General features: G+C 43.1%; 14 protein-coding genes and 1 pseudogene. 14 read left to right on the forward strand and 1 reads right to left on the reverse strand.

Going from position 1 to position 12,252, the window contains the following annotated elements; all coding sequences use genetic code 11:
- Window positions 1–88: 88 nt before the first annotated feature.
- The 11 genes and pseudogenes from MHH46_RS11750 (at window position 89) to MHH46_RS11800 (ending at window position 8,038) form a co-directional block, all read left to right on the forward strand.
- Window positions 89–511 (forward strand): Rrf2 family transcriptional regulator, encoded by a 423-nt coding sequence (locus MHH46_RS11750; RefSeq protein WP_076100677.1) that lies wholly within the window; start codon window positions 89–91, stop codon window positions 509–511.
- A gap of 177 nt (window positions 512–688) precedes the next feature.
- Entirely contained in the window at window positions 689–1,213 is a 525-nt protein-coding gene (locus MHH46_RS11755; RefSeq protein ID WP_076189801.1) for a hypothetical protein, read from the forward strand.
- A 727-nt stretch (window positions 1,214–1,940) separates the two neighbouring features.
- On the forward strand, window positions 1,941–2,675 hold the full coding sequence (locus MHH46_RS11760) for a metallophosphoesterase (RefSeq protein WP_076189802.1): 735 nt from the start codon (window positions 1,941–1,943) through the stop codon (window positions 2,673–2,675).
- A gap of 81 nt (window positions 2,676–2,756) precedes the next feature.
- Window positions 2,757–3,359 (forward strand): GNAT family N-acetyltransferase, encoded by a 603-nt coding sequence (locus tag MHH46_RS11765; protein ID WP_076189803.1) that lies wholly within the window; start codon window positions 2,757–2,759, stop codon window positions 3,357–3,359.
- Between the two features lie 5 nt (window positions 3,360–3,364).
- A complete protein-coding gene (locus MHH46_RS11770) occupies window positions 3,365–4,123 on the forward strand; it encodes a peptidase E (RefSeq protein ID WP_081387708.1) in 759 nt (252 codons plus the stop codon).
- Window positions 4,120–4,671: a GNAT family N-acetyltransferase gene (locus MHH46_RS11775; RefSeq protein WP_076183268.1), complete on the forward strand. Its 552-nt coding sequence runs from the start codon at window positions 4,120–4,122 to the stop codon at window positions 4,669–4,671. Before MHH46_RS11770 ends, MHH46_RS11775 begins: the two co-directional genes overlap by 4 nt.
- 36 nt (window positions 4,672–4,707) lie before the next feature.
- Window positions 4,708–5,052 (forward strand): annotated as a pseudogene (locus MHH46_RS11780) (low molecular weight protein tyrosine phosphatase family protein).
- Window positions 5,053–5,120: 68 nt separating this feature from the next.
- Window positions 5,121–5,402, forward strand: a complete 282-nt coding sequence (locus MHH46_RS11785) for a GNAT family N-acetyltransferase (RefSeq protein WP_405132603.1) — start codon at window positions 5,121–5,123, stop codon at window positions 5,400–5,402.
- 154 nt (window positions 5,403–5,556) lie between these two features.
- A complete protein-coding gene (locus tag MHH46_RS11790) occupies window positions 5,557–6,423 on the forward strand; it encodes a VOC family protein (protein WP_076189804.1) in 867 nt (288 codons plus the stop codon).
- Window positions 6,424–6,490: 67 nt separating this feature from the next.
- Window positions 6,491–7,384, forward strand: a complete 894-nt coding sequence (locus MHH46_RS11795) for a beta-1,6-N-acetylglucosaminyltransferase (protein ID WP_143762697.1) — start codon at window positions 6,491–6,493, stop codon at window positions 7,382–7,384.
- An 18-nt stretch (window positions 7,385–7,402) separates the two neighbouring features.
- The gene (locus MHH46_RS11800; protein ID WP_076189805.1) at window positions 7,403–8,038 is read left to right on the forward strand and encodes an NAD(P)-dependent oxidoreductase; all 636 of its coding nucleotides are present in this window, start codon (window positions 7,403–7,405) and stop codon (window positions 8,036–8,038) included.
- A 77-nt stretch (window positions 8,039–8,115) separates the two neighbouring features.
- On the opposite strand, the gene MHH46_RS11805 is transcribed toward MHH46_RS11800, so the two are convergent.
- Entirely contained in the window at window positions 8,116–8,877 is a 762-nt protein-coding gene (locus tag MHH46_RS11805) for an MBL fold metallo-hydrolase (RefSeq protein ID WP_076189806.1), read from the reverse strand.
- A 251-nt stretch (window positions 8,878–9,128) separates the two neighbouring features.
- Between MHH46_RS11805 and MHH46_RS11810 the strand changes: the two genes are divergently transcribed.
- The 3 genes from MHH46_RS11810 to MHH46_RS11820 are packed head-to-tail and all read left to right on the forward strand — an operon-like array spanning window position 9,129 to window position 12,138.
- A complete protein-coding gene (locus MHH46_RS11810; protein WP_076189807.1) occupies window positions 9,129–11,147 on the forward strand; it encodes a Na+/H+ antiporter in 2,019 nt (672 codons plus the stop codon).
- 2 nt (window positions 11,148–11,149) lie between these two features.
- A complete protein-coding gene (locus tag MHH46_RS11815; protein WP_254847619.1) occupies window positions 11,150–11,674 on the forward strand; it encodes a GNAT family N-acetyltransferase in 525 nt (174 codons plus the stop codon).
- 2 nt (window positions 11,675–11,676) lie between these two features.
- Window positions 11,677–12,138 carry a DIP1984 family protein gene (locus MHH46_RS11820; RefSeq protein ID WP_076189808.1) on the forward strand — a complete coding sequence of 154 codons (462 nt, stop codon included), beginning with the start codon at window positions 11,677–11,679 and terminating at the stop codon, window positions 12,136–12,138.
- Window positions 12,139–12,252: the final 114 nt, after the last annotated feature.

Consider the following 12,252-nt stretch of genomic DNA (forward strand, 5'->3'; position numbering starts at 1 on the left):
TCCTCAAAAGTTTGACAAATGCATGAAATGTAACTATTATAGTTGCATCTGAAGGATGTTTTGCAGCAAGGCAGAAGGAGAGATTTCCATGAATATTAGCACCCGATTTGCGGTAGCCATTCATATATTAACGTTGATTGACAGCAATAAAGAAGGCAAAAGCACGTCGGAGTGGATAGCTGGTAGCGTAAACACAAACCCTGTAGTTATCCGTCGGCTTACGAGTATGCTGCAAAAAGCAGGACTGGTGAATGCCCGCCCCGGAGTCGCAGGCGCTTCGCTTACACGTAGCGCATCCGAGATTACGCTGCTGCAGATTTATAAGGCAGTTAATGCGGTGGAAGAGGACTCGTTGTTTTCTGTCCATGAGCATCCTAATCCAGATTGTCCTGTTGGCAAAAATATAGCCAGTGCAATTGTACCTGTGTTCTCACTCGCCCAAAAAGCGATGGAGAATGTCCTCCAGGAGGTTACATTGGAACAGATTGTGAATGAAATGCCAGAACTATGATTCCTCCATATCACAGCTTAGAAGTAAGGCCAGAACATGTGAAAACGTGATTCTGGTCTTTTTTTGCTTAATTAGGTTTAGGGTCAAAGAAGGGAAGTAAGAGGGAATATAGAATCTGTATTTAGAAGCCGGATTAAAGATAATATACATACATACATTGAGGGAGAGAGCTAAAGAATGTTAAAGAAATTACTGCCTATACTACTAATTATAGTAATGATTACCGGATGTAATGAATCAAAGGATACCACTAAATACGAGGATACTAATTTTGGAATCACCTTTAACTATCCGGATGATTGGGTTGTAACTGAGAAGTATGGAGCGCCATTATGGTTGATAGTCTCTACGACTGATTATAAACCTGCTGAGGGACTTAAAGGTCCGGGAGTAATGCTCTTTGGATTTAAGCCTAAGGACATGGAGCTTGTCAACAAATGGCTCGAGGATGCCCAAACGAATTACAACAACGGGGCGGAGCTGACAAAAAGTAAAGCTAGTTTAGGCGGGTTAGAGTCCGTAAAGTACGAAACTGAAGTATTCGAAGAGGAAGGGAGTAAAGGAAAAGCTATCTATTACGTTATTGAGGCACCGGAAATGTCATTTATGGTGCAGTTCCCTTATAGTGTGGATGAAGTACATAAAGAAGATATGAAGAGGATAGAGGATATTTTACAATCCATAAAGTTTACAAAAGATTAAGTATGACTAGAACGAGGTAGCTGGAATGGTGGAATGTACGGTATAAATACCGTTGAAATGGGCTGAAGTAGCTGGAATGGTGGAATATACGGTATAAATACCGTTGAAATGGGCTGAAGTAGCTGGAATGGTGAAATGTACGGTATAAACGCCGTTGGAATGTGCTGAAGTGGCTGGAATGGTGGAATGTACGGTATAAATGCCGTTGAAATGTGCTGAAGTGGCTGGAATGGTGGAATGTACGGTATAAATACCGTTGAAATGGGCTGAAGTGGCTGAAATGATGAAATGTACGGTATAAATGCCGTTGAAATGTGCTGAAGTGGCTGAAATGATGAAATGTACGGTATAAATGCCGTTGAAACGGGCTGAAGTAGCTGAAATGGTGAAATGTATGGTATAAACGCCGTTGAAATGTGCTGAAGTGGCTGAAATGGTGAAATGTACGGTATAAATGCCGTTGAAATGTGCTGAAGTGGCTGGAATGGTGAAATGTACGGTATAAATGCCTCAGATTTGGCTGAAATCATCCAAAGTAGCAAAAAGAGAAGCAAAAATGCCCTACAAACGAGCCACAGTCGCTGAATGAGCGAAAAGAAAGGCAAAAATGCCCTATAAACGAGCAGCGGCCGCTAAATGAGCAGCAACAGCCAACATTGAGAATGCAGTACAATTAGTTTTAGGATAAGTAACTTTTTTAAAGATCAATATATACGGAGGTTCTACAGTGGAGCAAATTGCAATAATCTCAGACATTCATGGAAATATACCGGCCCTTACGGCCGTTTTAGATGACATCCGGCAGCGGGGAATCAGCAGAATCTTTTGTTTAGGCGATATTGTTGGAAAAGGACCGAACTCAGATCTAGCCATTGATATCATAAAAAAGAATTGTGAAATCAGTGTTATGGGGAACTGGGATGATTTAATGAATCAGGATGTTGATTTTGAGATGGCCCGGTGGTGCCGCGGGTTGTTAGGTCAAGAGCGCCTAGCTTATTTAAGCACGTTGCCGTTTTCGATTGAGCTTATGATGAGTGGTAAATTTGTACGGTTATTTCATGCTTCGCCACGAAGCCTGTATGAACGCGTTCAACCTTGGGATGATTATGAAAAGCGATTATCTTTGTTTGATTATTCTGATCTCTGCAAGGAAAAACGACAAGCGGATATCGTAGGTTACGGGGATATTCATAATGCTTTTATTCAACATCTAGAAGGTAAGACCTTATTTAACGTAGGCAGTGTGGGGAATCCGCTTGATCTAACCCAGGCATCTTATGTGATTATGGAGGGAGAATACATGGGAGGGTCAGCAGCTCCTTTGAATACGCAATTTGTAAGAGTGCCTTATGACATCGAGTTAGCTGTTCAACAGGCCGTTGAGGCAGATATGCCAGCTGCAGAGCCTTATATTCGTGAGCTTAGAACCGCGCAGTACAGGGGAAGTGTCCGGGGATAATAAAGGAAAGGATAATAAAGGAAACAAAAAGTCAAACTGCAACCTTAATCCAAGCCATCAAAAAGTAATGGAGGGAACAAATTGAAGCTTAGTCACGTATTTGAGCAATTCCCTACTTTGGAATCCGAGCAATTATTACTGAAAAAGATTGAAGTCAGCAACCTTAATGAGGTATTTGGGATATATAGCAATGATCAAGTGTTTGAGTACTGTGGAATTATTCCGAAACATAATAAAGATACAGTCAAGAATATGATCGGTCATTTCGAACGTGATTTTACCAAAGGGGTAAGAGTGAAATGGGGGATTTTCCTCAAAAATAACCCTTACATACTGCTAGGTATCATTGAAGTTATGGATTTTAATCAAAAGGTGGATATGGTGACGATCGGTTACTTTTTGGCGGAGCCTTATTGGGGAAAAGGGATTGCAGCTCAGGCCATTCAGTTAGTGGTGAAATATTTATTTGAGACTGCAGAAGTCAATCGAATTCAAGCTGAGGTTATGCCCTTTAATGAACGATCGAAGCGGGTGCTTTTGAAAAATGGCTTTACGAAAGAAGGCACGTTAAGGCAGGCGCATGTATGGTCGGGTAAAGGGCTGGTGGATCTGGAGATCTACAGCATTTTGGCAGAGGAATATTTTACAAGCATCGGTAAGCTAAGAGTAAGCAATAGGATGTAATCCTAGTGAAAGAAGGGGAAATCATGGGCACTATCGTAGTGATTGGCGGGGGAGAGTTAATCGAGCTTGAAACGCTGGAAATTGATCGTAAAGTTGTGCAGCTGACTCAAAAGGCTAAGCCGAAGGCGTTATTTATTCCAACAGCCAGTAGTGATGCGCCGGGATATTGTGATACTTTTAGCAAAGTATATGGTGATATTCTTGGATGTGAAACAAGTCACTTATTGCTTGTGAGCCAAACCTACACTCATGATGAGATTACAGATTTAATTACAGCTGCTGATTTGATTTATGTGGGTGGAGGCAATACCCGAAAGATGCTGGAGATTTGGAAAAATACAGGGGTAGATACGCTTTTGAAAGAAGCTTATTCCTCTGGAACCGTATTGGCCGGGCTTAGCGCAGGTTCCATCTGTTGGTTTGAATATGGGCATAGTGACTCTGAAGCGTTCGACGACCAGGGGGAATGGCAGTATATCAAGCTTGAAGCCATGGGGATTCTGCCGGGCATTCATTGTCCGCATTATAATGAGGATATTCGGGTTGAAGATTTTACACGCATGGTTAAAGGTGGAGGTTTGCCTGGAATCGCGGTGGATAACAATTGTGCAATCATCTATAAAGATAAGGAATATAAAGTGATGTCGACCAGAGAAGAAGCTAAGGCCTACCGTGTGATTGACTCCGAGCAAGGTGTTGTCGTAACGGAAATAGAAGAACATCCAAGCTACAGACCACTTCATGAACTGTATGGTGCGTTATGATTATTTTTGAAAAGCAAGAGATCAGACTGAGAACACTTGAGCTAAACGATGCCGCATTACTTGTAAAATGGCTTTCAGATCCCGTTGTACTGGAGTTCTATGAAGGTCGTGATCGCCCGCATGATTTGGAGCTGGTGAAGGAGCATTTTTACGACGAGCAAGCCGAAGTTACGCGGTGTATTGTGCAATACAAGGAGCGGGATATAGGTTATCTCCAGTTCTATCTTATAGATGATGAAGAATTAGAGGTGTACGGCTACGTGGGATTCGAAGGTCAAATCTTTGGGATGGACCAGTTCATTGGCGAGCCTGATTTATGGAATCAAGGAATTGGTTCGCGACTCATTAAAGAAACAGTCAATTATCTAGTCGAAGCAAAACAGGCGGATAAAATTGTCATGGACCCGCAAGCCTGGAATGAAAGAGCCCTTAGAGTATACGAGAAGATTGGCTTTGTGAAGAAGAAATACCTTGAACAGCACGAACAACATGAAGGAGAACTAAGAGATTGTTGGTTGATTGAATACACGAAGCAGTCGAGACAATAAATATCTTTTTAACAATCGGATAAGGAAGGTGCACTTATTAAACTACTGTTTGTCTGCAGCCAGAATCGCTGGCGGAGTCTAACTGCGGAGAAGATTTTTCAAGGAATTGATGGCCATGAAGTGAGATCTGCAGGGACTGAAGATCATGCCAGAATTAAAATTTCTGAAGGGCATTTGGGTTGGGCGGATGTGATTTTTGTGATGGAGAAGAAACATGTTCGAAGAATTTAAGATAAATTTAGAGACTGTGTAATGGGCAAAAAAATAATTTGCCTGAACATAGCTGATGACTATAAGTATATGGATGAAGATTTGATCGGCCTTCTGGAATCCAGTGTATCCGAATATTTTCTGGAATGGAGCAACAAAAATGAGGATTAGAACAGAAACTGTGGCAGACTATAATGGAGTATTTCAAGTGAATGTTGAGGCTTTTGGTGATCGGGAAGATGAAGCGCAGTTGGTCGAAAACATTCGTTCAGAAGCAAGGAATCGGCAAGGCGCTGATCCAAGAAGGGTTAAAAAGATGTAGAACGCTCGGATATGAGCTTGTCTTTTTGATCGGGCATCCCGAATATTACCCAAGATTCGGATTTCAACCCGCAGGGCTACATGGGCTGGAGTTGAAGCAATTTGAGGTACCGGAGAATGTCTTTATGGTCTGTGAGCTGAAGGAGGGCGTACTGCAGAGGATTAAGGGAGAGTTGAAATACCCGGAAACCTTTTTTTGAATTACTTATAATATTATTTTGTGAATCATGTTTGGCTGTGAACCAGTCGACATGATTTTTTTATAGGTAATTGACAAACATATAGAAGGTAACTATACTAAAGATAGTTAATTTGTAACTGATATAGTTACAGCATGATTAGGAGGAATTTATAATGACGACTAAAACAATACTTCAACCAGACACTCAGATCGGTCTGGTGCAGATTAGAGTAAGCAATTTGGAGCGTTCGCTCACCTTTTATCAGAATGTTGTGGGATTAAGCGTTTTGCGGCAGACTGGCCGCGAAGTGGAAATGACCGCTGACGGTCAGAATGTGTTATTAATCTTGCGGGAGATTGAAAATGCGCGGGTGATCCGCCCTAATTCTGTGGCTGGGTTGTATCATTTCGCTATCCTTGTTCCAGATCGTCCTAGCCTTGGATTGGTTGTGCGCAATTTGATCTCTTCGGGGATTGAAGTGGGGCAGGGGGATCATCTGGTCAGTGAAGCGTTGTATATTCAGGATCCAGATAATAATGGGATTGAAATCTATCGAGATCGTCCTAAGAGTGAATGGAAATATGATGCGGAAGGGCATGTAATGATGTCCACTGATCCAGTGGATGTAGATGGACTATTGGCAGCTTCTGAAGGTTTATCATGGAGCGGGCTGCCAGCGGGAACAGTGATTGGGCATGTACACTTTCATGTGGGGAATTTAAATAAGGCGAAAGCCTTCTACGTCGATTTGCTTGGTTTTGAACTAACAGCTAATTATGGAAGTGCTGCTATGTTTATCTCTGCTGGTGGCTATCATCACCATATCGGGCTGAATGTTTGGGCCGGACAGGGCGCACCTGCGGCTCCAGCTGATACTGTGGGGATTGATTATTTTACCTTAATTCTTACGAATGAAGAGGAACGCAACGCTGTGGTGGAGCGAGTTCGGCAGGCTGGTTACGCAGTTACAGAAGTGAATGGAAATCCTACATTCCAAGATCCTTGGAACATTGGAATCAGACTTGTTTTAGAGAGATAATTATATATCCATTTTCGTCCATTTATTTTATAATATTGGAAATAGATGGGCGGAAGGGTGAAGTTTGTTGGAAGCATTCAAAATGGCGTATATCATTCTTTGTCATAAGAATCCGGAGCAGATCAATTTGCTAATTGATAGTTTAACTAACGAGTCCGTAGAGTTTTTCCTGCATGTCGATCAGAAAAGTAATATTGAAGCTGATATTATTCATCGTAACGATATTCATTTTGTGGAAAAGCCTATTGATGTGCAGTGGGGGCATTACAGCCAGATTGAATGCATTTTGAAGTGCTTTTCGCTGATCAAAGAACATGGGGATTTCAATTATATCCACATCCTAAGCGGTCAGGATCTGCCTCTTGCTTCAAATGAAGTGATTCTAGATTTCTTTAAGGTGAATGAAGGTAAGGAATTTGTGAAGTATTTGCAGCTGCCTAATGCTGCGGAAACTTGGGGATGTTACGAGCGGGTCTCAGTTTATTATCCTAGATTCCTCATCTCAAGGACCCGGCGTATGACAGCGATCCGAATGAGGTACATTAAACTAATTATGAGCGTTCCGTTTCTGCAAAGAAGATTAAGCGCTCTGCCGAACGGTTTATATAAAGGCTCAAACTGGATGTCTATTACAGGTGGATGTATGGAGTACATCTTGGATTTTACAAAAAGCTCTCCGGAATACGTCAGATTTTTTAGGAACACTTTATGTGGAGACGAAATTTTTTTCCATACGATAATTTTGAATAGTGTTTATAAGATGCATGTGCTGAATGAAATTAAGCGGTATACAGATTGGGAAACAGGACCGGATTATCCTAGAACGCTAACGATAGAAGACTATGATCGGATCACTCAACGGGGCACGGAATGCTTTTGGGGGAGAAAATTTGATCTCGATATCGATAGAACCATCGTTCAGGAGCTCCTTGATATAAATATTAAAGCGAAAACATCGTAAACTCAGGAGGACAATCATATGAAAATCGCAGTTGTTGGAGCAAGTGGAAAAGCTGGAAGCCGAATTACGCAGGAAGCGTTGGATAGAGGTCATGAAGTTACAGCGATTGTGCGGGATGCATCTAAAGTAACAAATAGTAAAGCGAATGTCATTGAAAAGGATGTATTTGCACTTACCGCTGAAGATTTGCAGGGGTTCGATGTGGTTGTGAATGCTTTTGGTGCGCCGTTTGGACAAGAACATCTGCATGTGGATGCCGGGAATGTGCTTATTGAAGCGTTGAAGGCTTCGCCCGATACAAGATTGATTGTAGTTGGGGGTGCAGGAAGTCTTTATGTAGATGAAGCCAAAACGCTTAAAGTAGTGGATACGAATGACTTTCCTGACTTTATTAAGCCAACAGCGACGAATCAAGCCAAGAATCTGGAGATTCTGCAAGGAACAGATGCACTCTCTTGGACCTTTGTTAGTCCATCTGCTAATTTTGCCATCGGCACAAGAACAGGTTCTTATGTAAAAGGTAAGGATAATCTTCTGGTGAACTCCAAAGGCGAGAGTTATGTCAGCTACGAAGATTATGCCGTTGCTATTGTCGATGAAATCGAACAGCCGCAGCATATTCGTGAACGGTTTACGGTGGGTTCAGAGTCTTAAGTGATAATGAAGAATAACGATCCTATATAACAAGAGAAGGCAGAGCCGGATTTCAGGCTCTGTCTTCTTTTGTATCATTACAGCTTTCCTTTTCCTTCTGCTAGTTCAGCAATACGTCTGTTTGCATCTCCGCGGTAGCGTCCACCGTGATAACAAATGACCGTATCGATCTCATACTCAGAGAATTTGTTCAGAGAGGACAAAGCCAGCTCCATGTCAGGTGTGGCGGAAGGAGTGGGACCCTGTAGCTCGCCATCCTGAACGGTCAAGGCATCGGCGGCAATAAGTGTACGGCTATCATGATGGTAAAGACTGAGATGCCCTGGGCTATGGCCAGGGGTATGGATCACCGTAATTCCACCGGCAAAAGGTAACTTTTCTCCATCCACAAGCGTTTGATCCACTTTTCCTTTAGGAGGATGGGCTAATACAGAGAGGAAGGCACGCCGCCACTCCTCAGGTACATGAGCTGGGATCATAGCCGCTGCCGCCGCTAAAGCTTCAGGAGTGTGCTTAAGGAGCATTCGCTCTCCTTGAATATAGGGCTGCTCAATTTCATGAGCCAGAACAGTAAGCTCTAGATCTTCATCAGCCAATAGGGCAGGGAGGCAACCGATATGGTCTAAATCCTGATGCGTGATAATAAGGGTACGGAGCTTCTCCCAAGGCACATCCGCTTCTTTTAGAGCCTCTTTGAAAGTAGAGAGTAGACCCGGGAATCCGGTATCGACGAGTACGGCGGCTTGTTCATCCCAGAGTAGCGTGGGGTAAATCGTGTCTTTTCCACCCATAACCTGCGCTGTAATCTCGAGCATTTCTATTCCTTGAGCAATGTACATTATTATCCCTCCGTGATTGATAATAAGAGCGACGCCGTGAGGCTAATGCATATATTACTCAAAACTGAAAATAAAAACAATAGATAAATATTTTATTATAACGCAAATAAATATTTATGTCAATATGTATCTGATGGAATTTTTGTGGAATTTGTAGGGGATTTTAATGTTAAGAATCTTTTGCTAGATTTTGCCCTTGCCTAAAGCTTTGCGATATAATAATCAAATATAAAAAAGGGAGTTGATGTGGTTTGGAGACATTTCTAGTTGTACTCGTCCTACTTGGGCTTATCGCAATATCCAACATCATAAACCGATTCATTCCCTTCGTGCCGATACCCTTAATACAAATTGGCTTGGGTGTAGTGGTCGTACTACTGCCTTTGGGAATACATATGTCACTGGAGCCAGAGTTGTTTTTCGTGTTATTTATTGCTCCGCTTTTGTTCAATGACGGAAAGCGAACACCAAGAAATGAGTTATGGAACCTGCGGGCTCCAATCTTAATGCTGGCACTAGGCTTGGTATTTGCTACAGTGCTTATCGCTGGTTATTCCATTAACTGGATGATTCCCACCATTCCACTCGCAGCTGCTTTTGCGCTGGCAGCGATCTTATCGCCGACAGATGCTGTGGCGGTAAGTGCAATCGCTGGGAGAGTACATCTTCCCAAGAGTATTCATCGTATTCTAGAGGGCGAATCATTGATGAATGATGCCTCTGGCCTTGTTGCGTTTAACTTCGCTATTGCAGCAGCTGTTACAGGCATATTTTCTTTGCCGAAAGCCTCCATTAGTTTTGTGATTATCGCTTTAGGTGGGCTAATTGTCGGAGCAATACTCGCGTTCCTCCTGATTCGGTTCAGTGTATTTATCCGCAGACTGGGGATGGAGGACATCACAGTACATGTGCTGCTGCAAATCCTGACTCCTTTCATTGTGTATCTGATCAGTGAAGAAATAGGGGTATCCGGCATTTTAGCTGTGGTTGCAGCGGGGATAATTCATGCGGTCGAGAAGGATCGTGCGGTCTCGCCACAGTATAAGCTACAGCTGGTATCCGCCAGCACATGGTCTGTGCTGCTCTACATCTTGAATGGCTTGGTCTTCCTTATTCTCGGATTGTCGATTCCAGATGTTATTGAAGTGATCTACCGGGATACAGCGGTGGACAATCTTATGGTGATTGGTTATGTATTAGCGATAACGTTACTGCTTTTTGTGCTGCGTTTTATATGGGTATATGTATTTTCCCTGGCTGGCGCCGGCCTGCAAAAAATGGAAAAATCGTCTATAAAGTCCATGCTAATCCTGACCATTTCAGGGGTGCGAGGCGCGGTTACTTTAGCCGGTGCCTTTTCGATTCCTTTTGTGTTAGGAGATGGCTCACCTTTTCCTGAACGTGATCTAATTATCTTTATCGCTGCGGGTGTGATTCTGATGTCACTGCTGATCGCTAGTATCTTTTTACCAATTCTCGCAGGTAAAGAAGAGCCGGTTGCCGAACCAGGGGACACTGAGGTTGAACAGGCGGCCAAATCTAAGGTCGTTGCTGCCGGGATAACGCTGCTTCAAAGTATGATGACGGAGGAGAGCAAGGATTCCGCACAGCCAGCTTTGAGTGAATTTAGAGAAAAGGTTTATAGTCTGAACCGCGAGGATCAAGCGAACGATCCGGCATTTGAGGAACTCCGTCGGCTTGGGGTTGAAGCAAGGATAGTGGGCTTGCATGCTGAACGCAAAGAGCTGACCCGATTGCTTACTAACAATGAGATTCCTGCCTCAGTGGCTCAGAAAATGGAAGAATTCTTGGATCATAGTGAAGTTTTCTTAGCCAGAAGTCTCAACTCTCAAATTAGATTATCCCTTACAGAGATTAGAAGGCTATTTGCGGGGATGTTCTCAGGACAAAACGAACGGGAAGCTAGCCAACAAATGCTGCAACAGGCTGAATGTGCAAGAAAAGCTAAGATTTCTATGTCCCGCACAGCAATAGCTGCTGTTAATGCAAGTATGAATGAGAACAACCGAAAAGCAGTAGAGAAGGTTGCATGCAGTTATGAGCAACTAATCTCACGCTTCGAGCAGGGTCAAGGCTGGACAAAGGATGGTCTCGTTGATGATCAAAAGCTTGAATTGAAACTGAAAGCTATTCAGGAGCAACGGGATAAGGTGCAGCAATTGTACCAGGATGGAACCATTAACCGCAAGCTAGCCGGTAAATTACGCAAGTTCGTCGATCATTTGGAAACATCCATTTGGGAGGATTAGCTGTGTTGAACAAAGTAGTGGGAGAAAGCTTGTTATTCACTGAAATTCGCGAAGAGCATCTGTCGGATGTACTCGATATTTATAACTATTACGTGCTGAACACTACGGTTTCTTTTCATACCGAGCCTTTAAGTTTGGACGAAATGCGGCAATCAGTGATGAATGATGATCCGCGGTTCAAATCATACGTTATTTTATCCTGGGATAATGTTATTCAGGGCTATGTTCTGATTGCTAGACATAAGAGTAAGCCGGCTTATGATAGCTCTGGGGAGATCAGTGTGTATTTGAAACCTGCTTGTGTGGGTAAAAGAATAGGACAGCATGCCTTACGCTTTATTGAAAAGAGAGCTGCCGAACTGGATTTCCATGTGTTAGTAGCTACCGTTTGCGCAGAGAATGAACGCAGTCGCCAGCTTTTCTCAAAGAATGGATATGAACAATGTGCCTACTTCAAGGAGATTGGCTGTAAATTTGGTCGAAGACTGGATATCGCCAGCTATCAGAAAATCTTAGGGGGAACTTAAAGATGAAACTTGCGGAAGCATTAGTGAACCGAAGTGATCTTACCCGTAAAATCGCGCAGCTAAAGCAGCGGCTCGATCGGGTCGTTAAGGTGCAGGAGGGGGAAGATCCGGCAGAGCAGCCGGAGGCTCTTTTGCATGAGCTAGAAATAGCTGTTAACGAGCAGACGATTTTGATTCGAGCGATTAATCGAACGAATTCATCTGTTGCCTTCAATGAGAATTGGAGTATTGCCGATGCCCTAGTCGAACGGGATAAAATGCTTCAGCTGCGGAAGCTGTTTAGCGATTTGCTTCAGCAAGCTTCGATCACTCAGGATCGGTATAGCCGCTCTGAGGTTCGTTTCCAGAGAACGGTAGATGTCGCTGAGATTCAGAAGCGGATTGATGAACTGTCTAAGTCTTATCGCGAGTTGGATTTTAAAATTCAGGAGAAAAACTGGACGGTAGCCTTACTTACACCGTAATAAGCTTTATCACAGCAGAAGGTAACTGATCTTCATAAAGGCGAGTGCAACCCGCCAACAGGGAAAGTTGGACAAATTGACAGATGCCGGGCCATATCTGACCAATCATAACTT

Source organism: Paenibacillus sp. FSL H8-0175 (assembly GCF_045040615.1).
GTDB lineage: Bacteria > Bacillota > Bacilli > Paenibacillales > Paenibacillaceae > Paenibacillus_AQ > Paenibacillus_AQ odorifer.